We start from the raw sequence: 24,246 nt of genomic DNA on the forward strand, positions 1-24,246 counted from the left end.
CGGTGCCCGCTTTTCGTTAGCGTCGTTAACCGGCTAGAAGTTGAGGGCGTGCGTCGCCGTGGCGCCGCCGTCCGCCACGAACTCCGCACCCGTGCAGTACGCGCTCTCGTCGCTGGCCAGGAACAACACCAGCTTCGCGATGTCCTCCGGCTGCCCGACCCGCTTGAGGGCGACCTTCTTCCCGACGTACGACATGTCGACTTTCTGGCCGCCGGCCGCGGTCTCGACCATCTTCGTGTCGATCGCGCCGGGGTGCACCGAGTTGACGCGGATGCCCTTCCGGCCGAGTTCCATGGCCGCGACCTTGGTCATGCCGCGGATCGCGAACTTGCTCGCGGTGTAGGCGACGAGGTAGGGCATCCCGGCCAGTCCCTCCACAGAGGACACGTTGACGATGGAGCCACCGCCGGCGGCGGTCATCGGTTCAACGACCGAACGCATCCCGAGAAACGCCCCGATCTGGTTCACCCGGATCACGCGTTCGTAATCGGCCAGCGTCGTCTGCCCGAGCTCGGAGAAGTGCAGGATGCCGGCGTTGTTGACCAGCACGTCCGGGTTGCCGAACTCGGTGGTCGCGCGCTCGACCGCGGCGGCCCAGCCGTCCTCGTCGCCGACGTCGAGGTGCTGGTAGACGGCGTGCTCGCCGAGTTCGGCGGCGAGCTGCTTGCCCTCGTCGTCCAGGATGTCGGCGATCACCACCCGCGCGCCCTCGGCGACGAACGCGCGGGCGGCGGCCTCGCCCTGCCCGCGCGCGGCGCCGGTGATCAGGGCGATCTTCCCGTCCAGCCTCACAGGTCCTCCAGGATTTCGGTGGCGGCGAACATCCGGCCGGGGTCGCGGCCGGCGAAGAAGGGGGCGAAGGACGTCTCGAGCTCGTCGAGGCGCCAGCGCTGCTCGATCCGCGGCGGCGCCACCAGCGCGACCGTGCCGCCGTGCACGACGAACACCTGGCCGTTCACGTGCTCGGCCGCCGGGGAGGCGAGGTGGGCGACGAAGGGGGCGACGTGCTCGACCGAGAGCGGATCGGTGCCCTCGGCGGGAGCCGCACCGAACACGCCCTCGGTCATCGCCGTCCGCGCGCGCGGGCAGATCGCGTTGGCGCGGACGCCGTACTTGGCCAGGCCGCGGGCGGCGGACACGGTGAGCGCGGTGATGCCCGCCTTCGCCGCGGCGTAGTTGGGCTGGCCGGGCGAGCCGATGAGGAATGCCTCGGACGCGGTGTTCACCAGCCGCCCGTAAACCGGCTTGCCGTCCGCTTTGGACTGGTCCCGCCAGTGCTTCGCGGCGTTGCGGGACAACAGGAAGTGGCCGCGCAGGTGGACGCGCAGCACGGTGTCCCAGTCGTCGTCGGACATCGAGAACAGCATCCGGTCGCGCAGCACGCCCGCGTTGTTGACCACGATGTCCAGCCCGCCGAGGTCGAGCGCGGCCTGCGTCAGCGCGTCGGCCGTGGCGCGGTCCCCGACGTCGCCGGCGACCGCGACCGCCTTGCCGCCCGCCGCCTCGATCTCGGCGACGACGTCCTTCGGCTCGCTGATGTCGTTGACGACGACGGTCGCGCCGCGGGCGGCCAGCGCGAGCGCCTCGGCGCGGCCGAGCCCGGCGGCGGCACCGGTGACGATCGCTGTCCTGCCGGTCAGGCTCACGCGAGGCCTCCTCATCGAGTCCTGGGATCTCGCGCCTACAGTAGAATCTGTTCTCGTTTTGAGCAAGCCGTCAAGTGAACACCGCTAACCGGTGATGAACAGCGCGTTCTTCGGGCACGCCTTGACCGCGTCGGAAACACGTTCCACCTGGCCGGCCGGTACCGGGCCGGGGGCGATGACGAGTTCCTCCTCGTCGTCCAGGTCGAAGACGTCCGGGGCGAGCCCGACGCACACCGCGTTCGCCTCGCAGAGCAGCCGGTCGACGCCGATCTCCATGCTTCCTCCGCCACGTGAGCCCTGGTACAACTAGAACAGGTTCTATTGTAACGCCGGATCGAGGTGACTGTGCGGATCGACTACACACCCGGGCAGCGGGCGCTGGCCGCGGAGCTCCGGGCGTACTTCGCCGAGCTGATGACGCCCGAGCGGCGGGCCGCCCTGCGCTCGGGCGGCGGCGAGTACGGCGACGGCGTGGCGTACAAGGAAATCGTCCGGCAGCTGGGCAAGGACGGCTGGCTCGCACTGGGCTGGCCGCCCGAGTACGGCGGGCAGGGCCGCTCGATGCTCGACCAGCTGATCTTCACCGACGAAGCGGCCGTCGCCGGGGTGCCGGTCCCGTTCCTGACGGTCAACACCGTCGGGCCGACCATCATGCGCTACGGCACCGACGAGCAGAAGGCGTTCTACCTGCCGAAGATCGCCGCCGGCGAGCTGCACTTCTCGATCGGCTACTCCGAGCCGGAGGCGGGCACCGACCTGGCGTCGCTGCGCACGCGCGCCGAACGCGACGGCGACGAGTACGTCGTCACCGGGCAGAAGATGTGGACGAGCCTGATCGAGTACGCCGACTACGTCTGGCTGGCGGTCCGGACCGATCCGGCGGCGAAGAAGCACCGCGGCCTGTCGATCCTCATCGTGCCGACGTCGGCCGACGGGTTCTCGTGGACCAAGGTGCACACGGTCGCGGGCGCGGGGACCAGCGCGACCTACTACGACAACGTGCGCGTGCCGGTGTCGGCGCGCGTGGCCGGGGAGAACGCGGGCTGGCCGCTGATCACCAACCAGCTCAACCACGAGCGGGTCGCGCTGACGTCGTCGGCGCCGGTCCGCAAGGCCCTCGCCGACGTGCTGGCGTGGGCGAAGGAGACCGGCGCCATCGACCAGGAGTGGGTGCGGCTGCACCTGGCGCGGGTGCACGCGGGCGCGGAGTACCTGAAGCTGCGGAACTGGCGGATCGCCTGGGCGGCCGCGGCGAGCGAGCTCGGCCCGGCCGAGGCGTCGGCGACGAAGGTGTTCGGCACGGAGTTCGCGATCGAGGCCTACCGGCTGCTGATGGAGGTGCTCGGCGCGGCCGCCGTCGTCCGCGAAGGCTCGCCGGGCGCGCTGCTGGCCGGGCGGATCGAGCGGCTGCACCGGTCGGCGCTGATCCTCACCTTCGGCGGCGGCACCAACGAGATCCAGCGGGACATGATCGCCGCCACCGCCCTCGGCCTGCCCGTCACGCGCTAGGAGCGACGTATGGACTTCACCCTTTCCGAAGCGTCGGCCGACCTCGCCGCGCTGACCCGGCGGCTGCTGACGGACAAGGCCACCCACGACCCGCACGGCACCGGCGGCTTCGACGCGGTGGCGTGGCAGGCCCTCGGCCAGGCGGGCGTGCTGGACGCGGCCCTGCCGTCGTCGCTCGGCGGCGGCGGGTTCGGGCTGCCGGAGCAGTGCGCGGTGCTCACCGAGATCGGCCGCGCGGTGGCGGCCGTCCCGTACCTGCCGTCGATCACGATGGCGGCGTCGGCGCTGGCGGAGTTCGGCACGCCGGAGCTGGTGGACCGCTGGGTGCTGCCGGTGCTGCGGGGAGAACGTGTTCTCGCGGTGGCGCTGTCCGGGTTCACGGCTGCGGACGGCCGCGTGTCCGGGACGCGGACGGCGGTGCCGTTCGCCGCGTTCGCGCACGGGTTCCTGGTCGCCACCGCGGACGAGGTGTTCCTGGTCGACGCGGCCGCGGCCGGGGTCTCCGTGCAGCCGCAGCAGACGATCGACCACGCGGACGCCGGCCTGCTCACGCTGTCGGACGTGCCGGGCGTGCCGCTGGGCGACATCGGCGAGTGGCTGCGGCTGCGCGGGACGGCCGGGGTGTGCGCGCAGCAGCTGGGCGTGGTCGAACGGGCACTGGAGCTGACGGCGGCGTACGCGGCCGAGCGGAAGCAGTTCGACCACGTCATCGGCGGGTTCCAGGCGGTCCGCCAGCGGCTCGCGGACGCCTACCTCGACGTCGAAGCGGTCCGGCTGACGACGGTGCAGGCGGTCTGGCAGCTGACCTCGGACGTCCCGGCCGCCGAAGCGGTGGCGACGGCGAAGTTCTGGGCGGCGGAAGCGGGCCACCGGGTGGCCCACACGGCGGTGCACGTCCACGGCGGCGTCGGCATCGACGTCGACCACGTGGTGCACCGGTACTTCGCGGCGGCGAAACGCCTGGAGTTCGAGCTCGGCCCGGCCACCCCCCAGCTCCTCGCCCTGGGCGACCTCCTGGCCGGCCCAACCCCGTCGTGAGTGTTTAGGCGAGTTAGAACTCGCCTAAACACTCACGACCGGCCGGGGGTTGCGTAGGTCCAGAGCTCCTTCATCAGCGGTGTGGGCGCGGGGCTGGTCAGCTCGACCTGGGTCAGCAGCACCGAAATCGTGCCCGTCGCCGGAACCAGGTGCAGGGCCGTGCCCGCGCCGCCGACCCAGCCGTAGCGGCCCGGGACCTCCCAGGGTTCCGTCGGGTCGACGTCGACCGAACCGCCGAAGCCCCAGCCCTGGCCGTGTAGGAACAGCCGGGCGGCCTGCCGCTGGGCCAGCGTCAGGTGGTCGGTCGTCATCCGGTGCACCGACTCGCGAGCCAGCAGGCGGTGGCCGCCCACCGTGCCTTCGTCGCGCAGGAACCGCGCGAACGCCAGCAGGTCGTCGGCCGTCGAGACGAGCCCGCCTGCCCCGGACGGGAACGGCGGCGGCGCGCTCCACCGGCCTTCCGGCGAATCGATCAGCCGCAGCCCCTCCTCGCCGCGGCGGTAGGCGCTGGTGAACCGGCCCAGCGCCGCGGTCGGCACGGTGAACCCGGTGTCGGCCATGCCGAGCGGCTCGAACAACCGCTCGGCCAGGAACTCCGGCAGCGGGCGGCCGGACACCCGCGCGATCAGCACGCCCTGGATGTCGGAGGCGGTGTCGTAGAGCCACGCCGCGCCCGGCTGGTACAGCAGCGGCACCTGCGCCAGCGCCGCCAGCCACGCGTCCGGCGCCAGCGCGCGCGGCGACGCGGCCGGGTGGCCGAGGACCTGGAGCAGCAGGTCGACCGCGGGCAGCGTCATGTCGGCGGCGAGACCGTAGCCGCAGCGGAAGGTGAGCAGGTCGGCCACCGTGATCGGGCGGACGGCCGGCACGACGTCGTCGACCGGGCCCGCCGGCGTCCGGACGACCACCGGCGACGCCAGCTCCGGCAGCCACCGCGCGATCGGGGCGTCCAGGGCGAGTTCGCCGTCGTCGACGAGCAGCAGCACCGCGGCGGCGGTGATCGGCTTGGTCAGCGACGCGATGCGGAACAGCGAGTCCCGCGCCATCGGCACGGTGCCGCCGGCGTCGGCCGAACCGGCCGCCGCGGCTTCGACGTGGTCCCCGTGCGCCACGAGCGCCACCGCGCCCGGGAGGTCGCCGGTGTGCCGGGTCAGCAGCTCGGACAGTTCGGACATGCTCAAAACCTTATTCTGCCGTTCGCCTCGTGCGAGCGGGTTGCGTTCCGTGGCGCCGTCCTGACCGGACCACGGTTCTCAGTCCAGGGGGTTGATCGCGCGCAGCCGGCGCGGGCCGGTGTCGGGCCGCGACGGCGGCGGCCCCAGCACCAGGCGGGCGTTGGCGACGAAGGCCCCGTCCGGCGACGCCAGGATCGGGTCCAGCACCAGCGACCGCACCTCCGGGTTGTCCTCGGCCAGCGCCGCCACGCGCAGCACCATGTCCTGCAACGCGGCGAGGTCGGCGGGCTCGTCGCCGCGGTAGCCGGTGAGCAGCGGCGCCGTCCGCGGCTCGCGCAGCAGGGTCGCGGCGTCGACGTCGGTCAGCGGCACGGCCCGGTAGGCCCGGTCGCCCAGGAGCGTGCTGACCAAACCGGACAGCCCGAACGAGACGAGCGTGCCGAACGACGGGTCGTCCTGCAGCCCGATCACGCACGACAGGCCCTTGGGCGCCATCCGCTGGACGTACACGTCGTCGTCGCCGGAGATCTCGCGGAGCGTCTCGTAGGCGGTGCGGACCGCGTCTTCGGAAGCCAGGTCGAGCCGGACGCCCGCCAGGTCCGGCCGGCCGCGCAGCCGCTCGTCGACGGCCTTGAGCGTCACCGGGTAGCCCAGCTCGGCCGCCGCCGCGACCGCTTCGTCCACAGTGGACACTATGCGGAAGGGCACCACGCCGATGCCGTAGCAGTCCAGCAGCCGCACGACTTCGGCGTCGGAGAGCAGCGTCGTCTTGCCGCTGTCGGCTTCGAGGAGCTCGCGCACGATCACCTGCGCCTGCTCGGTGTGGATCCCCGCGGGCCGTACCAGCGCGCCTTGCGGACGCTGCCGCCACGCCGCGTACCGCACGACCCTGGCGAGGGCGTTCACCGCGCGTTCGGGGCTCGGGTACGACGGGATCGACCCGCGGGTCGGCACGCCGTCGCCGGACAGCACGGCCAATTCGTCCGGGACGCCTTCGGCGGCGAGGAACGTCGAGACGATCGGCTTGCGCTCCCCCAGTTCGACGACGGTCTCCCGCAGAGCCCGCGCGTAGGCGGTGCCGGGGATCGCCACCGGCGGCGCGAACACGACGACCAGCGCGTCGGTCTCCGGGGAGGTGAGGGCCTCGCGGACGGCCTTGGCGAACTCCTCCGGGCCGGCCTGCGGGCCGACGTCCACCGGGTCCGACGCCAGCCGCAGGCCCTGCATCCGCGCGGTGTCGGCGGCGAGCAGGCCGATCGCGCTGGAGTTGCCGACGATGGCCACCCGCGGCCCGGCGGGCAGCGGCTGGTGGGCGAACACGAGCGCGGTGTCGAACAGCTGCGCCAGCGACTCCACCCGCACCACACCGGCTTGCTCGAACAGCGTCTGGACGCTGGCCTCGTCGATCTCCGTCGACGTCGCCGCCAGCTGCGGCCGGACCGCGTGCCGCCCGGACTTGACCGCGACGATCGGCTTCGTCCTGGCGAGCCGCCGGGCCAGCCGCGCGAACTTGCGCGGGTTGCCGAAGGACTCGAGGTACAGCAGCACGAGGTCGGTGTCCGGGTCGGTCTCCCAGTACTGCAGCAGGTCGTTGCCCGAGACGTCGGCGCGGTTGCCCGCCGAGACGAACGTCGACAGGCCGAGGCCGCGGGACTCGGCGTCGGCGAGGATCGCGGTGCCCAGCGCGCCGGACTGGCAGAAGAAGCCGGTGCGCCCGCGGCCGGGCAGCCGCGGTGCGAGGGTGGCGTTCAGCCGGATCCCGGGCGCGGTGTTGAGGACGCCGAGCGCGTTCGGGCCGACCACGCGCATGCCGTGCGCCCGCGCCTCCCCGACCAGCCGCAGCTCGGCGTGCAGGCCGTGCGGGCCGGCTTCGGCGAACCCGCTGGACAGGATCAGCAGCGTCTTCACGCCCTTGGCCAGGCAAGCGTCCAAAACGGACTCGACGGCCTCGGCGGGCACCGCGACGACGGCCAGGTCGACCGGGTCCGGGATGTCCAGCACCGACGGGTACGCGCGGACACCGCGGATCGCGCGGTGCTCCGGGTTGACCGGGTAGACGGTGCCGGTGAAGGCGGCGGCCAGGAGGTTCACGAAGGCGACGTGGCCGACCTTGCCCGGCTCGGCGGAGGCGCCGATCACCGCGACCGAGGCGGGGTGCAGCAGGTTGTGCACGCTGCGTGCCTCGGCGGCCTGCTCGCGCGAGCGCGCGACGGCGAGGGACTCCTCGGTCGGGTCGATGTCGAACTCCAGGTGCAGCACGCCCTCCTCGATCTCGCGGCTGACCTGGTAGCCGGCGTCGCGGAAGACCCGCACCATGGCGGCGTTTTCGGCGAGCACCTCGGCGACGAACCGGCGCAGCCCGCATTCGGAGGCGGCCGCGGCGAGGTGTTCCAGGAGGATCGAGCCGAGCCCGCGCCCCTGGTGCGCGTCGCTGACGACGAAGGCGACCTCCGCCGACGGCCCGTGGTCGAGCCGTTCGTACCGCCCGACCGCGACGATGTCGTCACCGAGGAAGGCGGCGAACGCGACCCGGTCGTGGTGGTCGACCGTGGAGAAGCGCTTCAGGTCCTTCTCGGGGATCCGCGGGTAGGCGCCGAAGTAGCGGAAGTAGCGGGTGCGCTCGGAGAGTTTCGCGTGGAAGGCGACGAGGCCGTCGGCATCGGTGGGGACGATCGGGCGCAGGTGGACGGTGCCGCCGTCGGACAGGACGACGTCGGCCTCCCAGTCGCGGGGGTAGTCGAAGGGATCCCGGACGGCCATGGTCAGTCCCTGGGGTCGTCCGGGTCGAGGCCGTGCAGCGGGAGGACGGCCCGGCGGGTGTCCCGGACGGCGATGTCGACCGGGTCGTCCTCGCCGTCGCCCCACGGCTTGAATTCGGTGTCGCGGTCGTCGGACATGGTGCGCGGCAGCTCGGCGTGCGGCGCGGCCTTGGTGACGGTTTCCACCCAGCCGGGCGGCAGCGGCGTCGCCGGGTCGACGTCCCGGTCGAGGACGGTGGCGATCAGGTGCGTCCACGACCGGGGGACAACCCGGATCAGCTGGTAGCCCCCACCGCCGACGGCGATCCACTTGCCACCGGCGTAGGTCTCGGCGAGGTCGCGGAGGGTGGCGTAGATGGTGCGGTGGCCGTCGACGGACAGCGAGAGGTCGGCGAGGGGGTCTTCTTCGTGGGAGTCGACACCGCACTGGGTGAAGAGCAGCTGCGGTTCGAAGTCGGCGAGGAGCGAGGGGACGACGGCATTGAAGGCGCGCAGCCAGCCGGGGTCCTTGGTGCGCGGCGGCAGCGGGACGTTGACGGAGGTGCCGTCGGCCTTCCCCCGGCCGGTCTCGGCGGAGTAGCCGGTGCCGGGCCAGAGCGTGAAGGGATGCTGGTGCAGGGAGATGGTGAGGACGCGGGGGTCGTCGTAGAAGGCGGCCTGGACGCCGTCGCCGTGGTGGACGTCGGTGTCGAGGTAGGCGATGCGCTCGAAGCCGTGGTCGAGCAGCCACGAGATGGCGACGGCGCAGTCGTTGTAGACGCAGAACCCGGCGGCCTGGTCCCGCATGGCGTGGTGCAGCCCCCCGGCGATGTTGACGGCCCGCTTGGCCTCCCCTTCGGCGACCTTCCGAGCGGCGAGCAGGGTGGAGCCGACGACGAGCGCGGAGGCATCGTGCATGTCGGGGAAGACGGGATTGTCGGAGGTCCCGAGCCCATGCCCGACATCCCACCCGACCAGCGGAGCCTCCCGCACGGCGGCGAGGTATTCGGGGGCGTGGATCCGGAGGAGTTCTGCATCCCCGGCGGTGGTCGGAACGAGGAGTTCGACGTCGTCGAGCACGCCGAGTTCGGTGGCCAGCCGGACGGTGAGCTCCAGCCGGACGGGATTGAAGGGGTGCTCCCCACCGAGGTCATAACCCAGCAGAGCACGGTCCCAAACGACGGCCGGCGACATACCACCCGACTGTAGTGCGGATGGGGGCGATCCGTGGAGTGGAGGAGGCCGGGCTGGGTGGTTCGGGTCGGCGGAGCAAGCACCGCTCAGCGCCCGCGGCCCAGCTCGGCGAGGCAGGCGTGGCTCGGTGGGGCGGTGCTTGGTCGGCTCGGCGGCCCGATGCTTGCCCGGCTCAGCTCGGTGAGGCGGGGGGGGGGCGGCGGGGGGGGGGGGCCGGCCCACCCCCCCCCCCCCCCCCCCCCCCCCCGGGGCCCCCCCCCCCCCCCCCCCCCCCGGGCCCCGGCGGCCCCGGGCGCCCCCCGCCACGCGTTCGCCGTCCACACCGACCGCGTCACCACGCCAGCGGCCGTTGTCGTCCGTGTGGGCCGGGAACGGGGCGTTGACCGCGCCCGGGATGTGGCCGGGGCGGGGGTCCACCGGTTCCGTCTCGCCCGTGTAGCGCTGGGAGGCGCGGGCGTCGAGCAGCAGGCCGTCGCGGGCCAGGGCGGCCGCCTCGTCCGCGTCGAGGACCGGCATTGCTCCCGGGCGGACCGTGAGGTCGCCCGGCTCCGGGTTCGGCTCCTCCGTGCTCACCGGGCGGCCCTCGGCCGTCCACGCCGCGTAACCGCCGTCGAGGACCGCGACCTCGTCGTGGCCGGCCCAGCGCAGGAGCCACCACGCGCGGGCCGCCACCGAACCGTCCGCGTCGTCGTAGGCCACCACCGGTGCGCCCGCGCGGACGCCGGCCGCGCGCAGGTCGCGCTGCAGGTCCGCCGGGTCGGGCAGCGGGTGGCGGCCGCCCTCGCCCGGCTCGGCCGCGAGCATGCGGTCGAGGTCGGCGAACACCGCGCCGGGCACGTGCCCCTCGCGGTAGGAGTCGGCGCCGGGCGGGCCGGCGAGCCGCCAGCGGACGTCGAGGACCACGGGCCGGTCCCCGGCCGGGCCGGCCAGCGCGGCGGCGAGGTCGGTGGTGCTGATCAGCGGACGCATGCCTCCCATCTTCCAGCGGCCGCCCGCCCCGCCGCGCCGGGGTGCGGACATATCCCCCCACCGGCGGCTTGTGACCGATCCGGCCGCCCCCGCCCGGCAGGTGACCGTGGCTCGGCCGCGGCTGTGGCCGGATCGGCAAGCGCCGGCACCGTACCCCCGAGGCCCGCCGCCGCTGCCGGGGTCAACGACTACGATGAGCAACGCGGACGAAGGGGACAGCGTGAACGATCTCATCGACACCACCGAGATGTACTTGCGTACCATCTACGAGCTCGAAGAAGAGGGTGTCGTTCCGCTGCGCGCCCGGATCGCCGAGCGCCTGCAGCAGAGCGGCCCGACCGTGAGCCAGACCGTCGCCCGGATGGAGCGGGACGGGCTGGTCGTGGTGGCCGACGACCGGCACCTCCAGCTGACCGACCACGGCCGCGAACTCGCCATCGCGGTGATGCGCAAGCACCGCCTCGCCGAGCGCCTCCTCGTCGACGTGATCGGGCTCGAATGGGAGCACGTGCACAACGAGGCGTGCCGGTGGGAGCACGTGATGAGCGAGGCCGTCGAGCGCAAGCTGGTCAAGCTGCTCGACCACCCGACCACCTCCCCCTACGGCAACCCGATCCCGGGCCTGGACAAGCTGGGCGACGGCGACCCGGCACCGCCCGCGGAGGCCGACCTGGTCCGGCTCGACGAGTTCGCCCGCACCGGCGGCGGCCGCGTCGAGATCCGGCGCATCGCCGAACACGTCCAGCTGGACGAGTCGCTGATGACCGAGCTCAAGTCCGTCGGCATCGTGCCGGGCGGCACCGTCACCGTGGGCAAGGCCAGCGGCGGCACCATCGAGGTCACCGGCGGGGACACCACCGCCCAGGTCGCCAGCTCCGCGCTGCACGCCGTCCTGGCGCAGGCCCGATGAGCCCCGCTTCGGACGCCGTCGCGGCGTTCCGCACGGTCCACGGCACCGCGCCGGCCGGCGTCTGGTCGGCGCCCGGCCGGGTCAACCTGATCGGCGAGCACACCGACTACAACGACGGCTTCGTGCTGCCGTTCGCCCTGCCGCACCGGCTGGCCGCGGCGGCGTCGCCCCGCGAGGACGGCGTCCTGACCGTGGCCACCCTCGGCGACGACGGCCAGATCCAGCGCACCGGCGAGCTCAAGATCGCCGACCTGGCGCCGGGCACCGTCGACGGGTGGGCCGCGTACCCGGCCGGCGTCGCCTGGGTGCTGCGCGACCAGGGCTTCACGGCCGGGGCCGACCTGGTCGTCGCCGGGGACGTGCCGTCTGGGGCGGGCCTGTCCTCCTCCCACGCGCTCGAATGCGCGGTTTCGCTGGCTCTGCTCGGGCTGGCCGGCCTGGAACTGGACGGCACCGGCGACCGCGTCCCGACGCGGCCCCAGGTGGCGCGGTGGGTGCAGCGGTCGGAGAACGACTTCGTCGGCGCCCCGACCGGCCTGCTCGACCAGACGGCGTCCCTCTGCTGCACCGAGTCCCACGTCCTGTTCCTCGACGTGCGCTCGGGCGAGCAGGAGCAGGTGCCGTTCGGCCTGGCCGAGGCCGGGCTGCAAGTGCTGATCATGGACACCCGCACGAAGCACTCGCACGCCGAAGGCGGCTACGGCGAGCGCCGCCGCGGCACCGAACAGGCGGCCGAGCTGCTCGGGGTGAAGGCGCTGCGGGACGTCACCGTCGAGGGCCTCGACGACGCCCTCGGCCGGCTGCCCGCCGAGCTGGCGCCGCTCGTGCGGCACGTGGTCACCGAGAACCAGCGGGTGCTCGAGACGGTCGAGCTCCTGCGCGCCGGGCGGCTGGCCGAGATCGGGCCGTACCTGGACGCCTCGCACGTCAGCATGCGCGACGACTACCGGATCTCCACGGCCGAGCTGGACCTCGCGGTCGACGCGGCGCGGGCGGCCGGTGCGCTCGGCTCGCGGATGACCGGCGGCGGCTTCGGCGGCTCGGCGATCGCGCTGGTCCGCGACGCCGACCTGGACCGGGTCAAGACGGCCGTCGACGCGGCGTACGAGAAGGCCGGGTACCGGCGGCCGCGGATGTTCACGGCGGTGCCGTCCCGCGGCGCCGGCCGCGACGAGGCCTGAGGCCGCGCGGGTCCGGCCGGGGCAACCCCCGGCCGGACCCGCGCGCCGGCCAGGGGGAAGACTGTGGAGCACAGTCACCCTCGACAGGAAGGCCTGGACGTGTCGGAGCAGAGCAACGCCCTGAAGCTGGTCGTGACGGGCGGGGCCGGGTATGTCGGCAGCGTCTGCGCCGCCCGGCTGGTCGAGGCCGGGCACCGGGTCACCGTCGTCGACGACCTGTCCACCGGGCACGCCGACGCCGTCCACCCGGACGCGCGGTTCATCGAGGGCGACGCCGCCGAGGTGGCGGGCAGCCTGCTGGGCGAGGGCTTCGACGGCGTGCTGCACTTCGCGGCCAAGTCGCTGGTCGGCGAGTCGATGACGGATCCGGCGAAGTACTGGGAAGGCAACGTCGTCACGTCGCTGCGGCTGCTTGAGGCCATGCGCGAGCACGGCACGCCCCGGCTGGTGTTCTCCTCGACCGCGGCGACCTACGGCGAGCCGGAGCAGTCGCCGATCCCGGAGACGGCACCGACGCGGCCGACCAACACCTACGGCGCCACCAAGCTGGCCATCGACCACGCGATCACCAGCTTCGCCGGCGCGCACGGCCTGGCCGCGGTGAGCCTGCGCTACTTCAACGTCGCGGGCGCGTACGGCTCCTTCGGGGAGCGCCACACCACGGAGACCCATCTCATTCCTCTCGTTCTCCAGGTCGCCACGGGCGACCGCGAGCGCATCCAGATCTTCGGCGACGACTACCCGACGCCGGACCACACGGCGGTCCGCGACTACATCCACGTGGTGGACCTCGCGGACGCGCACCTGCTGGCGCTGAAGCACGCCACGGCGGGTGAGCACCGGATCTACAACCTGGGCAACGGCACGGGGTTCTCCGTTCTCGAGGTGATCGAGGCGTGCCGCGAGGTGACCGGCCACGCGGTGCCGGCCGCGGTGGCCCCGCGCCGCGCGGGCGACCCGTCGGTGCTCGTGGCGGCCAGTGACCGGGCTCGCGAAGAGCTCGGGTGGAAGCCGGAGCGGACCGACCTGGCGGGGATCGTGCGCGACGCCTGGGAGTTCACCCAGTCGCGGCGGGGCTGACCGCGCGACCGGCGGGCCGCGGGTCTCCGTGAGCCCGCCGGTTCACCCGGACCGGTGATTCCGACTGGTCCACAGTGGACACAATCGACCCGGCTCCCGAAGGCGCGGAGCCCGGCCCTGCGTGGCCGGGCAGCAAGCGCCGTCACCGGGCCTCCCCCGTGTCGAAATCCGCCGGCTCCAGGCCCAGCGCAGCCACCGGGTCGGCCGCCGCGGCCAGGCCGCGGATCACCTGGGGTGGGGTTCCCCGGTCCAGGACCGTCTTCAGCAGCCGCGCCAGCACGTGGCCCGGCGCCGCCGCCAGTGCGTTGTCCAGCGCCATGCCGGCGAAGGCGCCGTCGCCGCGCATGTACGCCGTGAAGCCCAGCAATACCGCCGGTTCCGCCCGTTCCGGTGCCGGGAGTTCCCGGACCAGCGTCAACCACACGCGCTCGGCCTCGTGCGCGACCGACGTCTCCGGGGGTATCGCCATGGCGAGGCACAGGTCGCGGATCTCGGGGAGCGCGAGGGCGCCGGCCACCGTCATCGCTTCCTCGTCCGTGGGCGGGCCCTCGCCGCGGCGGTGGCGTTCGAACTCCGCGCGGATCGCCGATGCCGCCTCGTTCACGTCCGGGCACGGCCACCGCGACAGCGCGGCCGACCTGCGGGCCAGCGCTTCCGGTGAGCGCGGGGACAGCAGCGCCTCGAGCTCGTCGCGGCTGTCGAACGCCACCGTGCCGCGCTCGGTGGCGGCGGCCGCCGTCACCGTGGTGCGGGGGTCCGGCAGCTTGCCGCCGCAGTCCTTCCGCGCGTAACACGCCCAGCGCGCGCCTTCCTTGATGTTCGCCGCCCACAGGGCGTGCAGCACCGGGAGATCGAGCACGGCCAGTTCGGCCGCCAGGACTTCGACGAAGCCCGCGTGCGGTGGCGGGCTGCCGGGTCTTCGCCGGCCGCCCACGATCACCAGCGTCACGCCGGTGTGCGGGCCCGCGGCGAACCGGGACGCCAGGGCCTGTGCCTGGTACGCCCGGTGTTCGCGGCGCGGGAGGTCGCCGCGCAGGATCAGGCCCATGTCCTGGCCCTCCGGGCCCTGGTGGCCGAGCAGGACGACGGACCGCGTGGGCCGGAAGCCGATCAGGTACGGGAGCGCGGCCAGCAGCTGCGCGGGATTCCGGGGGTCGGCCGGCGGCCGGCCGGCCGGGGTGGCAGTGGTCATGCCTCCACGGTGGGGCAGGACGGGGCCGGATGGGGCGGTGGCGGCAAATCTGTGGATCGGCGGGGCCGATGTGGACAGAACCCGCCCGGCGGCGGCCGGGCGGGGCGTTTCTGTCGGTGGGGCGGGCTATGCTGCCCGGCCCCCGCCGGCCGGACACCGATCGGCTTGCGGGATCCGGGTGGCGGGGGTGCGGGATGGGGCCAGGGTCCAGATGTGACAACCCTGCCGAGGCTCGGGTCCGCCACGCTTCCGGATCCCGGGGCCAAGCCCCGATGCCGCCTTGCGGAGGCGCGGGTCGCCACGCCTCCGCCCCCGCGGCGCAGCCCCGACACACCGGCTCAGCCGCAGTGCTCGAACCCGCTCTCGTAGGTGTTGCTGCCCACCGAACCGCCCCACTTCACGCAGGTGGCGTCAGCGGTCTTCTTCACCGGCCCGGCGTAGTACGTGAAGCTGCCGGAATCCGTCACCCGCGCCGCACCCTGAACCTCGAGGAACGCCGAAACCGCGCTGGCCGTGCCGAGCGACGTTGCCTTCAGCGTCGTCACGCAGTTCGCCTTGGTGGACGCGTTGTACAGCAGGTACGCCGTGCCCGACGAGTTCGCCAACGCCTGCTGGTCCACCACGGAGAAGCCGTCGCCGCAGACCTCTTCGGCCGAGTACGGGTTGCCGCCGCAGTTGTTCTTGCTCGTAAAGCTCGTGTGGGCGTGGTACGGCACCGCCGTGCCGTTCAGCTTCGCCTTCTGCACCACTCCGTTGAGGATCTCCTCGAAGTGCAGGTGCGGCCCGCTGACCCCACCGGTCGCGCCGGCCTTGCCGATCTCCCGGCCGCCGGCCACCGATGCGCCGACGGACACCTCCTGCACCGACAGGTGCGCGTAGCGGGTCTTCCAGCCGCCACCGTGGTCGACCTCGATCCACTTGCCGTAGCTGGTCGCGCCCTTGTCCTCCACCCGGGTGACGGTGCCGGACGCCGCGGCGAGGACCGGCATGCCGGTGATGCCGTCCTTCTGGAAGTCGACGGAGTACTGCGGGTTGTGGTCGCTGAACGTCGCCGCGGTCACCGTGACCCCGCACTTGAACGGCACCTGGAAGTTGGGCGCGGCCGAGGCCGTCGCCTGGCCGGCGAGGGTGAGGCCGAGCGCGGGCAGCGCCGCGGCGGCGGCGAGCAGGGCGAGCCGGCGCAACCTGGACATGGGGGAACCTCCTGACAAACGGGACATCTTGACGCCACCCAGCGAAGCCCGCGCCGGTACATTTTCCGTACAAGCACCCCCGCGGAGGGCTCCCGGAATGACCATGCGACGGCCTCAGGCGCAGGACTGGCTGCGCTGGGCGCTCGTCGCGGGCCCGATGTTCGCCGCGATGCCCCGCGCGAACTCCCTCGCCTGGGTCCTGATCGGACTCACCCTGGCCCTGTCGGTACCCCTCCTGTGGCTGCACGACGCCGGCGCGAACCGGTGGGCGCCGGCCGTGGCGGTCGCCGTGGTCGGCACCGCGGCCACGATGCTGGCGGTCGTGCCGAACAGCTGGGCGTCGGTGACGATGTTCGGCACCACCTTCTTCGTCGTGCTCCGGCAGCGGACCGGCCCGATCGTGCTGGCCGTCGCGATCGACCTGGCCGCGATCACCTGCTGGGCCGTCCTGCACGGGACGTGGCAGGGCGCCGTGCCCACGTACGCCGCCGTCGTCGTGATCGTGCTGATCGGGCTGAACCGGCGCGCCCGGCTGGCCCGCATGGAGCAGACCGAGCTGGCGCTGGCCCGCGCGCAGACCGCCAACGAGGAGCACGCCCGCGCGGCCGCGCTCGCCGAACGCGCCCGCATCGCCCGCGAGCTGCACGACGTCCTGGCGCATTCGCTGGCCGGGCTTTCGCTGAACCTGCAGGGCGCCCGGCTGATGCTGGTGCGCGACGGCGCGAGCCCGGACGCCGTCGCCCAGATCGAACGAGCCCAGAAACTGGCGTCGGACGGCCTGGCCGAGGCCCGGAAGGCGGTGGCCGCACTGCGCGAGGACGCCGTTCCGGTGGAACGCGCGATCGCCGACCTGCTCGCCGCGTACCGGCTCGACAGCGGCGCCCGGGCGGACCTGACGGTGCGGGGCGAGCCGCGCGAGCTCGACCCGGCGGTCGGCACCGCGCTCGTCCGCGCGGTGCAGGAAGCCCTGGCCAACACCCGCAAGCACGCGGCGCAGGCCGACGTCGACGTCACGCTGGACTACGCCGAGGCAGCGGTGCACCTGACCGTGGCCGACCGCCAGGGCAGGCGCCCGCCGGACGCGCCCGCGGCAGGCTACGGTTTGCGCGGGATGGGCGAACGGGTCGCGCTGCTCGACGGGCGGCTGGAGAGCGGGCCGGGGGAGGACGGATGGCGGATTCACCTGACGGTGCCGGCGTGACGCTGCGCGTCGTGCTGGCCGACGACCAGGCGGTCGTCCGGGAAGGCCTGGTCACGCTGCTCGGGCTGCTGCCGGGCATCGAGGTGGTCGGCGCCGCGGCCGACGGGCTCGCCGCGCTCGGGCTCGTCGCCGAACACCGGCCCGACGTCGTGCTGGTCGACCTGCGGATGCCGCGCTGCGACGGCGTCGAGACCACCGAGCGGATCCGCGCGGAGCACCCGGGCACCGAGGTCGTCGTCCTCACCACCTACGCCGACGACGAAGCCCTGCTGGCCGCGCTGCGGGCCGGCGCCCGCGGGTTCCTCACCAAGGACGCCGACGCCGAGGCCATCGCGCGGGCGCTGCGCTCGGCCGCCGCCGGCCAGTCCACTGTGGACGGCGAGCTGCAGCGGCGGCTCGTCGAGGCCGCCGCCCGCACCGCACCGCCGCGCGTCAAGGAGGTCGAGGGCCTGACCGCGCGCGAAATCGAGGTGCTGCGGCTGATCGCGGCCGGCCTGTCGAACACCGAGATCGCCCGGACCCTGGTGGTCAGCGAGGCGACCGTGAAGACCCACGTGAACCACCTGTTCGCCAAGGCCGGCCTGCGCGATCGCGCGCAGGCGGTGGCCTTCGCCTACCGGGCGGGCATCGCCGGCTGACTCACGGCGCCGGCGTGATGTTGGCGTTGTGGTGGAAGACGTTCCGGGGGTCGTACGCCGCCTTGATCCGGGCCAGCCGCTCGTACTTCGCGGGGCCGTACGACGTCCGGACCCGGTCGGCTTCGTACTCGGCCATGAAGTTCACGTAGCCGGCCGAGTTCGACGAATGCGGCACCAGCGCCTCCCAGAACTCGCGCACCCACGCGCGGTCCGTGGCGTACGGCCCGGGCTCGGCCGCGAGGGAGTCGATGTTGATCAGGATGCTCTCGCGCCGCGGGCCGCCGAACGCCGTCGCGTCGTCGGCGACGTCCGTGAAGGCCCCGCGCATGGCGAAGATCGGCATGATCGACAGCGGCGAGGTCTTGCGCGGCAGGAAGTCCGCGATCACCTCGATGACCTCGTCGGTGAAACCATCGGGGTAGGCGGCCTTCTCGTAGGCCAGGATGCCCCACGGCGCGGCGCCGTCGAGCATCCGCTGCAGCTCGACGTACGGGATCGGCGAGACGAAGTCGAACAGCGGGGCCGGCCCGGACCGTGCCGCCTCGACCGCTTCGGCGTGGTGGTCCTCTCCGTCGAAGCCGGCGATCAGCACGGCGTAGCCCGGCCGGAAGTGGTACGGCTCGGGGACGAACGGCGCGGGCGGCGCGTTCAGCCCGGCGACGAGCACACCCAGTTCGCCGGGCAGCGTCCGGAGCAGCTCGCGGGCGTGGCGCAACGCGGCCACGCCGTCGTCGAGGCCGTAGAAGAACAGTCCCAGGTGGACGATCGGGCCGACCGGGTGCAGCCGGAACTCGAACTCGGTGACGACGCCGAAGTTGCCACCGCCCCCGCGCAACGCCCAGAACAGGTCGGGGTGCTCCTCGGCGGACACGCGCAGGACCTCGCCGTCGGCGGTGACGAGCTCGGCCGACAGGAGGCTGTCGCAGGACAGGCCGTGCTTGCCGGTGAGCCAGCCGAAACCGCCGCCGAGGGTGAGGCCGCCGACGCCGGTGTGGCTGATCGTGCCGCCGGGGACCGCGAGCGCGTACTCCTGCGTGGCTGCGTCCAGCTGCGCCCACGTCGTCCCGCCGCCGCAGCGGGCGGTCCGGCCGTCCGGGTCGACGCTGATCGCGGCTAGCGAGCTCAGGTCGAGGCAGAGCCCGCCGTCGACCACCGCGGCGCCGCCGTAGTTGTGGCCGCCGCCGCGCACCGAGACGTCGAGGCCCGCTTCGCGGGCGTACGCGAGTGCCGCCGCCACGTCCGCGGGCCCGGCGGGCCGCACCACGACGGCGGGGCGGCGGTCGATCTCGCCGTTCCAGACCGACCGGGCGACGTCGTAGCCGGGTTCACCGTCGGTCAGCACGGCTCCGGACAGCTGGGTGCGCAGGCTCGCTACGGCGGGGTCGGCGGTCGAGGTCATGGCGGGTCCTCTCGCTGCGGATAGAACGCCGGTAAGTCGCCTGACCTGCGAAAATCGTTACATTCAGTGATCGTCGGCGCGGATCAGCCGCTGGGTGAACCCCGCCGCGGCCAGCCGGCCGGAGGCCCGCTCGACCTCGGCGGGGACGTCCTGCGGGATCGCGAACCCCTGTTCGGCGTACTCGGTGATCCGCTGCGTCTCGCCGACGAGCATGCCGACCACGCGCTCGACGTCTTCTTCGCCGCTGAGATGGTCTTCGAACGAGACCGCCTTCGACGCGCACACGACGTCGATCCCCGGCCAGAGCCGCTTGGCCGTCGCGTACGCGCGGCGTTGCGCGTACGGCCGCGTCACCAGCGTCACCGACCGGATCTCGCGCCCGGCCAGCAGCCGCCGGGTGAACGCGATGTTCTCGCCGGTGTTGCGGGCGTCGGGCTCGACCAGGATGACGTCGTCGGGCACGCCCAGCTCCAGCGCGATTTCCCGGTAGTGGACCGCCTCGCCGCGCGGGAAGCGGCCCACCGTCGTGGGCGCGTTGGCCCCGGTGAACACGACCAGCGGGAACCGGCCGGCGTGGAACAGCTCCGCCGTGTGGGCGGCCACGCCGGGGTCCCGGCTGCCGAGGCCGATCCCGACGTCCGAGCGCCGCGGCTCGTGCCGCAGGTCGTGGTACTCCCACAGCGTCCGCACGTCGGCGTGCAGGTGCTCGGGCAGCATCAGCCGAACGCGGCTCGCAGCGCGGGCTTGCCGCCGGTGACCGGGAGCGTCACCGCCGTCCTCGTCAGGTCGAGCGCCAGCCCCGCGCCCGGCTTGGGGCGCAGCGTGTAGTCGTGGTCGCTGGAGGCCAGCAGGAACTCCAGCCGGTGCCCGGCCGCGAGGATGTAGTCCTTCGGCATCAGCTCGACGCCGATCCGGTAGGTCTGCCCGGGCGTGATCGGCTCGGTGCGGGCCGGCGACGTGCGGTTCTGCGGGTCGGTCCAGCCGCGGCTGATGACGTGGGACGTGCCGTCGGGGGCGCGGTCGAGCAGGATCGCCGAGACGTTCGCCGCGGGCCGGTCGAACGCCAGCGCCAGGTCGGCTTTCGCGGTGCCCGAGAGACGGACAGCCTGCTTCGCCGCCGAAGTCGCGTACAGCAGGCGGTTGCCGGAGGAGGCGAGGCCGGCCAGCTGCTCGATCGTCTTCGAGGAGTCGTCGGCGAGGGTTTCGACGGCCGCGGTGCCCGGGACCGGGTTGCGGGTGTCGATCGTGCCCTTCGCCCGCCCGCCCGGCCACGGGTACACGCGGACGTCGGCGGTGCCCGGCGCGGGCCAGTCGGCCTCGTCGGTCCAGGACAGGTCCTCGCGCTGGATCGTCGCCTTCGGCTCGTTCTGGATGCCGTTGTCGATGCCGTAGAGGTAGTGCGACATCCACTTGTTCAGCGTCGCGAGCCAGACGTCGCGCCGCAGCGAGTACGGGTCGGCGTGGCCGGACTGGTGCAGCCAGATCTTGTGCTCGACACCGCGAGCCTTCAGCGCCTCGTACCACTCGGCGACCTGGTCGGTCTTGACGTTCCAGTCGTTGAGGCCGTGCACCGCGAGCACCGACGCGTGCACCTTGCCGACGTCGTTGCGGTAGTTGCGGACGTCCCAGAACGGCGTGTAGTCGCCGGTGACGCGGTCCTGGTCGCGGGTGAGGCCGTCGATGACCGGGCGGCAGACCTGCCGGTCGGCGCGGGTGTAGACGTACTCGGCGAGCACGTCGGCGTCCTCGCCCTGGTACCCGCCGGCCGCGACCACCGCGCCGTCGTTGCGGTAGTACTGGTACCAGCTGGAGATGGCCGCGATCGGCACGATCGTCTCGAGCCCCGCGACCCCCGTGCTCGCGACGGCGTTGGGCAGCGTCCCGTTGTAGGACACGCCCATCATGCCGGTCTTGCCCGTCGTCCAGTCCGCCTTCGCCGCGACGCCGTTCGCGTCCTTCGCCGGCGTCCGGCCGTTGAGCCAGTCGACGACCGAACGGGCGCCGATCGTCTCGTTGACGTCACCGGTGGTCGGGCAGCCGGTCGAGAGCCCGCTGCCCAGAGATTCGCCGTAGACGACGGCGAACCCGCGCGCGGTGAAGTAGTCCTGGTAGCGCCAGGTGATCGGGGTGGCCGGGCCGACGCCGTGCGCGGCGACGCGCGGGCCTTCCGGGCCGCGGGCGTACCCGGGCGCGTACAGCTCGACGTCGACGTCGTGGTTGGCGACGTCGTTGCCGCCGGCGTAGTACGGGCTGGCCTGGTAGACGACGGGCACCTTCAGGCCCTGCTGGGTCGCGCGCGGGCGCACGACCTGGGCGTGCACGAGGTCGTCCTTGCCGTCGTGGTCACTGTCGACCGGCGCGGTGACCCAGACGTCTTCGCGGATGACGTCGGCCGGGTCGAACACCGGTTGCGCCTGGCCGCCGGTGAACACCGGGGCCGGTGGCGCGGCTTCGGCGACGCCGGCGGTCAGCGGCAGCGCGAGGACGGCGGCGAGCAGGACTGCGGCTTTCACTCAAACCCCCAAGCCGGGCGAAGCGGACGCCTGAAGACACTTCCGGTCCGCCCTCGGGAGTGTCAAGAGACTAACGTCGGAGGCATGCCGACCGTGGAAGCGCCGATCGCCGCCGTCACCGTCTACCCGCAGCAGGCCCGGATCACCCGCCGGGGCAAGGCTCCGCTCGACGGCGGCCCGCGCCTCACGTTCGCCGGGCTCCCACCGGCCCTCGACCCGGCTTCGGTGCGCGTCACCGGCACCGGACCGGCCCTGATCACCGGCGTCGACGTGCGCACCGAATGGCACGCCGCCCCGGCCGACGCGGCCCTGGAGACGCTCGTCGAGCAACGGCGTGCCGACCAGGCCACGCTCGACGGCGTCCTGGACGACGAAGCGGCCGAAACGATGAAGGTGGATCTGCTGACTTCGCTCGCGAAGCGCAGTGGCGGCAGCTTCGCGAAGGCCCTCGCCGCGGGCACCGCGGAGCCTTCGCGCGTCGCCGAAGTCACCGACGCGCTGAGCGAGCGGCTGGCCTCCGCGTTGAAGGCGCGACGGGTGCTGAGCGAGCGGATCGCGCGGCTGCGCGAGGACCTCGCCGCGCTCGACCGGCGGATCGAGGCGCAGGGCGCGCAGTCCGGGCGGGACAGCACGTCGGTCGTCGTGGAGCTGGAGATCGCGGAGCCGTCGGGGGAAGCCGAGCTGGAACTGTCCTATGTGGTCCCCGGCGCGAGCTGGGAGCCGGGCTACGACGTCCGGGTGCGCGGCACCGACGTCACGGTGGTGTCGTACGGGCTGGTGAGCCAGTACACGGGCGAGGACTGGCCGGAGTGCGAACTGGCGCTGTCGACGGCCCGGCCCGCGGTGTCGGTGGTGGTCCCGGAGCTGCAGCCGTGGTACCTCGACCGCGTCCACCCGGTGCCGGTGGCCCCCGCGGCGCCGGCCATGGCGTACGGCGGAGCAGGCGGCGGGATCCCGGAAGGGCTCCGAAGGGACTACGCGGCCTCGTCGGCGTCTTTGGCGCCGAAGCTGGCCTCGGTGGAGCAGGGCACGACGGCGGTGACGTACCGGCCTTCGCGGCCGGTGGCGGTGCCCTCCGGCGCGCAGGGGCACCGGACGACGTTGGCGCAGCTGGATCTCACGGCTTCGCTGGGGTATGTCACGGCGCCGGTTCTGGCGGAGGAGGCTTACCTGCGGGCCACCGTCGTCAACACATCGGAGCAGGCGTTGCGGCCGGGCCGGGCTTCGGTGTTCCACGACGCGGAGTTCGTCGGGACGACGATGCTGGAGCCGTGGGCGCCCGGAGAGGAACTGGAGCTGGCTCTCGGTGCCGACGACCGGATCCGCGTCGAGCGGGAACTGGTCCGCCGCACGGCTTCAAAGGCGACGCTGTCCGGGCAGAAGCGGCGCGAGGCCGAGTACCGGATTTCGGTCGGGAACCACGGGCCGCGTTCCGCTGTGGTGACGGTGCTGGACCAGGCCCCGGTTTCGCGGGACGACACGATCACGGTACGGGACGTGAAGACGTCGCCGGAGCCCGTGGAGACGTCGGCTCTGGGTGAGTTCACGTGGAAGCTGACGTTGGCACCCGGGGAGACCGGCGTGGTGACGCTTTCGTATCGGGTGGATGTGGCGAAGGGCGTGGAATTGTCCGGCTGGCGGGAGTAGCGGTGACCACTCAGTTTTCCGACGAGGTGCGGGTCGGCAACGCCCGGTTCGCGATCACCGCGGCGGACGGCGCCGGGCTGTTCGACCCCGCCGCCCACGGTCTCACCCCGAAATCGATGAACACCGCCTGCTGGCGCGGGCACATCGCGGGCTACTCCGTGGCCCGGGGGCGGCTGGTGTTGCGGGATCTCAAACTCGGGTCGGCGGACACCCCGCCACCGCTCGGCGGAGCCCGGCCGCGGTGGCACGACGGCTACGACGCCTGGCACTACCGCAAGCTCGACATCGCCACGGAATTCACCGGACGCCTGCTCCTCGGTCGCGGCGAACACGAAGATCGCCCCTACCTCAACATGGGCTTCCGGCCGGCCTGGGTGTTCACCGAAGTCCGCGAACTCGTCTTCCGCGACGGCACGCTGCTCTCCGCCGAGGACCTTTCCTCCGAACTGGACGCCGTCCGGGCGGTCGCGCCGGCTCGCCCGGAAGCGGACGAGCCGGTCGGCGACTGGGTCGATCTGACGTTTTCCCTCGGCTACGCCTACAGCTGGCCCCCGCACTAACCCTGCGAAATGTAGGCCTGCAGCTGTTCCTGGCTCTGCTCCAGCTGTTCCATCCGGTTCTTCACGACGTCCCCGATGGACACGATCCCCGCGAGGCGCCCGTTCTCCAGCACCGGGACGTGGCGGATGCGGCGCTCGGTCATCAGGACCGACAGCTGGTCCACCGAATCGTCCGGGGTGCAGCTGGCCACCAGTTTCGTCATGATCTCCGACACCGGGCCGTCGAGGAGGCCGGGGCCGTGGTCGTTCAGGCGCCGCACCACGTCGCGCTCCGAGACTATTCCTGCGATCGATCCGTCCGGGGCGACCACCACCATCGCGCCGACGTTGTGTTCGGCCAGGCCGGCCAGCAGTGTGGTCACCGTCGTCTCGGGGGTGACCGTTGCGACCGCCGTCCCCTTCTTGCGCAGCAGATCCGCAATCCGCATGGCGATCCTTCCCGTCGGTGAGCTGGATCACCACA

Annotated in this window: 21 protein-coding genes and 1 pseudogene; 9 read left to right on the top strand and 13 right to left on the bottom strand. The window is 73.1% G+C overall.

Annotation, left to right across the window (positions count from 1 at the left end):
* Positions 1-33: 33 nt before the first annotated feature.
* The 3 genes from OO60_RS21385 to OO60_RS21395 form a co-directional block, all read right to left on the bottom strand.
* On the bottom strand, positions 34-792 hold the full coding sequence (locus tag OO60_RS21385; RefSeq protein WP_003090756.1) for a glucose 1-dehydrogenase: 759 nt from the start codon (positions 790-792) through the stop codon (positions 34-36).
* The gene (locus OO60_RS21390; protein WP_003090757.1) at positions 789-1,646 is read right to left on the bottom strand and encodes a 3-oxoacyl-ACP reductase; all 858 of its coding nucleotides are present in this window, start codon (positions 1,644-1,646) and stop codon (positions 789-791) included. Before OO60_RS21390 ends, OO60_RS21385 begins: the two co-directional genes overlap by 4 nt.
* An 84-nt stretch (positions 1,647-1,730) precedes the next feature.
* Positions 1,731-1,922: a ferredoxin gene (locus OO60_RS21395; protein ID WP_003090758.1), complete on the bottom strand. Its 192-nt coding sequence runs from the start codon at positions 1,920-1,922 to the stop codon at positions 1,731-1,733.
* A 69-nt stretch (positions 1,923-1,991) separates the two neighbouring features.
* Here OO60_RS21395 and OO60_RS21400 point away from each other — a divergent pair, with 69 nt between their 5' ends.
* Positions 1,992-3,155, top strand: coding sequence for an acyl-CoA dehydrogenase family protein (locus tag OO60_RS21400; protein WP_003090761.1), 1,164 nt, complete (start codon positions 1,992-1,994; stop codon positions 3,153-3,155).
* Positions 3,156-3,164: 9 nt separating this feature from the next.
* On the top strand, positions 3,165-4,193 hold the full coding sequence (locus tag OO60_RS21405; protein WP_003090763.1) for an acyl-CoA dehydrogenase family protein: 1,029 nt from the start codon (positions 3,165-3,167) through the stop codon (positions 4,191-4,193).
* Positions 4,194-4,225: 32 nt separating this feature from the next.
* On the opposite strand, the gene OO60_RS21410 is transcribed toward OO60_RS21405, so the two are convergent.
* The 4 genes and pseudogenes from OO60_RS21410 to OO60_RS47190 all read right to left on the bottom strand — a co-directional run.
* Positions 4,226-5,368 (bottom strand): serine hydrolase domain-containing protein, encoded by a 1,143-nt coding sequence (locus OO60_RS21410; RefSeq protein ID WP_003090765.1) that lies wholly within the window; start codon positions 5,366-5,368, stop codon positions 4,226-4,228.
* 78 nt (positions 5,369-5,446) lie between these two features.
* Entirely contained in the window at positions 5,447-8,128 is a 2,682-nt protein-coding gene (locus OO60_RS21415; RefSeq protein ID WP_003090766.1) for a bifunctional acetate--CoA ligase family protein/GNAT family N-acetyltransferase, read from the bottom strand.
* 2 nt (positions 8,129-8,130) lie between these two features.
* Positions 8,131-9,300: an acetoin utilization protein AcuC gene (locus OO60_RS47185; RefSeq protein WP_033262022.1), complete on the bottom strand. Its 1,170-nt coding sequence runs from the start codon at positions 9,298-9,300 to the stop codon at positions 8,131-8,133.
* 336 nt (positions 9,301-9,636) lie between these two features.
* Positions 9,637-10,269 (bottom strand): annotated as a pseudogene (locus OO60_RS47190) (sulfurtransferase); the annotation flags it as partial.
* A 193-nt stretch (positions 10,270-10,462) separates the two neighbouring features.
* On the opposite strand from OO60_RS47190, the gene OO60_RS21425 reads away from it, so the two are divergent.
* From OO60_RS21425 to galE, 3 genes are all read left to right on the top strand, one after another.
* A complete protein-coding gene (locus tag OO60_RS21425; RefSeq protein WP_081911239.1) occupies positions 10,463-11,179 on the top strand; it encodes an iron-dependent transcriptional repressor DtxR in 717 nt (238 codons plus the stop codon).
* Positions 11,176-12,360 carry a galactokinase gene (gene galK / locus OO60_RS21430; protein ID WP_004560489.1) on the top strand — a complete coding sequence of 395 codons (1,185 nt, stop codon included), beginning with the start codon at positions 11,176-11,178 and terminating at the stop codon, positions 12,358-12,360. The genes OO60_RS21425 and galK overlap by 4 nt, the downstream gene beginning before the upstream one ends.
* Positions 12,361-12,459: 99 nt before the next feature.
* A complete protein-coding gene (galE, locus tag OO60_RS21435; RefSeq protein ID WP_033261935.1) occupies positions 12,460-13,440 on the top strand; it encodes a UDP-glucose 4-epimerase GalE in 981 nt (326 codons plus the stop codon).
* 142 nt (positions 13,441-13,582) lie between these two features.
* Here the strand turns inward: galE and OO60_RS21440 are convergent, their stop codons facing one another.
* Both OO60_RS21440 and OO60_RS21445 read right to left on the bottom strand, forming a co-directional pair.
* Positions 13,583-14,632: a DUF4192 domain-containing protein gene (locus OO60_RS21440; protein ID WP_033261936.1), complete on the bottom strand. Its 1,050-nt coding sequence runs from the start codon at positions 14,630-14,632 to the stop codon at positions 13,583-13,585.
* Between the two features lie 338 nt (positions 14,633-14,970).
* Positions 14,971-15,825: a M23 family metallopeptidase gene (locus OO60_RS21445; RefSeq protein ID WP_033261937.1), complete on the bottom strand. Its 855-nt coding sequence runs from the start codon at positions 15,823-15,825 to the stop codon at positions 14,971-14,973.
* Between the two features lie 103 nt (positions 15,826-15,928).
* Between OO60_RS21445 and OO60_RS21450 the strand changes: the two genes are divergently transcribed.
* The gene (locus tag OO60_RS21450) at positions 15,929-17,026 is read left to right on the top strand and encodes a sensor histidine kinase (RefSeq protein ID WP_081911245.1); all 1,098 of its coding nucleotides are present in this window, start codon (positions 15,929-15,931) and stop codon (positions 17,024-17,026) included.
* A complete protein-coding gene (locus OO60_RS21455) occupies positions 17,023-17,664 on the top strand; it encodes a response regulator (protein ID WP_004560948.1) in 642 nt (213 codons plus the stop codon). The genes OO60_RS21450 and OO60_RS21455 overlap by 4 nt, the downstream gene beginning before the upstream one ends.
* A 1-nt stretch (position 17,665) precedes the next feature.
* Here the strand turns inward: OO60_RS21455 and OO60_RS21460 are convergent, their stop codons facing one another.
* From OO60_RS21460 to OO60_RS21470, 3 genes are all read right to left on the bottom strand, one after another.
* Positions 17,666-19,063: an FAD-binding oxidoreductase gene (locus OO60_RS21460; protein WP_004560949.1), complete on the bottom strand. Its 1,398-nt coding sequence runs from the start codon at positions 19,061-19,063 to the stop codon at positions 17,666-17,668.
* Between the two features lie 63 nt (positions 19,064-19,126).
* The gene (locus tag OO60_RS21465) at positions 19,127-19,780 is read right to left on the bottom strand and encodes a YdcF family protein (protein ID WP_004560950.1); all 654 of its coding nucleotides are present in this window, start codon (positions 19,778-19,780) and stop codon (positions 19,127-19,129) included.
* Complete coding sequence (locus tag OO60_RS21470; RefSeq protein ID WP_004560951.1) at positions 19,780-21,576, bottom strand: Xaa-Pro dipeptidyl-peptidase; 1,797 nt, start codon at positions 21,574-21,576, stop codon at positions 19,780-19,782. The genes OO60_RS21465 and OO60_RS21470 overlap by 1 nt, the downstream gene beginning before the upstream one ends.
* Before the next feature lie 84 nt (positions 21,577-21,660).
* On the opposite strand from OO60_RS21470, the gene OO60_RS21475 reads away from it, so the two are divergent.
* Both OO60_RS21475 and OO60_RS21480 read left to right on the top strand, forming a co-directional pair.
* Positions 21,661-23,223, top strand: a complete 1,563-nt coding sequence (locus OO60_RS21475; protein WP_004560952.1) for a DUF4139 domain-containing protein — start codon at positions 21,661-21,663, stop codon at positions 23,221-23,223.
* A gap of 2 nt (positions 23,224-23,225) precedes the next feature.
* Complete coding sequence (locus OO60_RS21480; protein ID WP_004560953.1) at positions 23,226-23,783, top strand: hypothetical protein; 558 nt, start codon at positions 23,226-23,228, stop codon at positions 23,781-23,783.
* Here OO60_RS21480 and OO60_RS21485 read toward each other — a convergent pair.
* Positions 23,780-24,211: a CBS domain-containing protein gene (locus OO60_RS21485; protein WP_004560954.1), complete on the bottom strand. Its 432-nt coding sequence runs from the start codon at positions 24,209-24,211 to the stop codon at positions 23,780-23,782. The genes OO60_RS21480 and OO60_RS21485 overlap by 4 nt on opposite strands.
* Positions 24,212-24,246 lie beyond the last annotated feature (35 nt).

This window comes from Amycolatopsis vancoresmycina, from assembly GCF_000716785.1.
Lineage (GTDB): Bacteria > Actinomycetota > Actinomycetes > Mycobacteriales > Pseudonocardiaceae > Amycolatopsis > Amycolatopsis vancoresmycina.

Excerpts from the sequence above, each read along its gene's own strand:
- galK (WP_004560489.1), top strand. The coding sequence starts at position 11,176 with ATGAGCCCCGCTTCGGACGCCGTCGCGGCGTTCCGCACGGTCCACGGC.
- OO60_RS21395 (WP_003090758.1), bottom strand. The coding sequence starts at position 1,922 with ATGGAGATCGGCGTCGACCGGCTGCTCTGCGAGGCGAACGCGGTGTGC.
- OO60_RS21465 (WP_004560950.1), bottom strand. The coding sequence starts at position 19,780 with ATGCTGCCCGAGCACCTGCACGCCGACGTGCGGACGCTGTGGGAGTAC.
- OO60_RS21405 (WP_003090763.1), top strand. The coding sequence starts at position 3,165 with ATGGACTTCACCCTTTCCGAAGCGTCGGCCGACCTCGCCGCGCTGACC.
- OO60_RS21425 (WP_081911239.1), top strand. The coding sequence starts at position 10,463 with ATGAGCAACGCGGACGAAGGGGACAGCGTGAACGATCTCATCGACACC.
- OO60_RS47185 (WP_033262022.1), bottom strand. The coding sequence starts at position 9,300 with ATGTCGCCGGCCGTCGTTTGGGACCGTGCTCTGCTGGGTTATGACCTC.
- OO60_RS21445 (WP_033261937.1), bottom strand. The coding sequence starts at position 15,825 with ATGTCCAGGTTGCGCCGGCTCGCCCTGCTCGCCGCCGCCGCGGCGCTG.
- OO60_RS21415 (WP_003090766.1), bottom strand. The coding sequence starts at position 8,128 with ATGGCCGTCCGGGATCCCTTCGACTACCCCCGCGACTGGGAGGCCGAC.
- OO60_RS21440 (WP_033261936.1), bottom strand. The coding sequence starts at position 14,632 with ATGACCACTGCCACCCCGGCCGGCCGGCCGCCGGCCGACCCCCGGAAT.
- OO60_RS21410 (WP_003090765.1), bottom strand. The coding sequence starts at position 5,368 with ATGTCCGAACTGTCCGAGCTGCTGACCCGGCACACCGGCGACCTCCCG.
- OO60_RS21450 (WP_081911245.1), top strand. The coding sequence starts at position 15,929 with ATGCGACGGCCTCAGGCGCAGGACTGGCTGCGCTGGGCGCTCGTCGCG.
- OO60_RS21460 (WP_004560949.1), bottom strand. The coding sequence starts at position 19,063 with ATGACCTCGACCGCCGACCCCGCCGTAGCGAGCCTGCGCACCCAGCTG.
- OO60_RS21485 (WP_004560954.1), bottom strand. The coding sequence starts at position 24,211 with ATGCGGATTGCGGATCTGCTGCGCAAGAAGGGGACGGCGGTCGCAACG.
- OO60_RS21475 (WP_004560952.1), top strand. The coding sequence starts at position 21,661 with ATGCCGACCGTGGAAGCGCCGATCGCCGCCGTCACCGTCTACCCGCAG.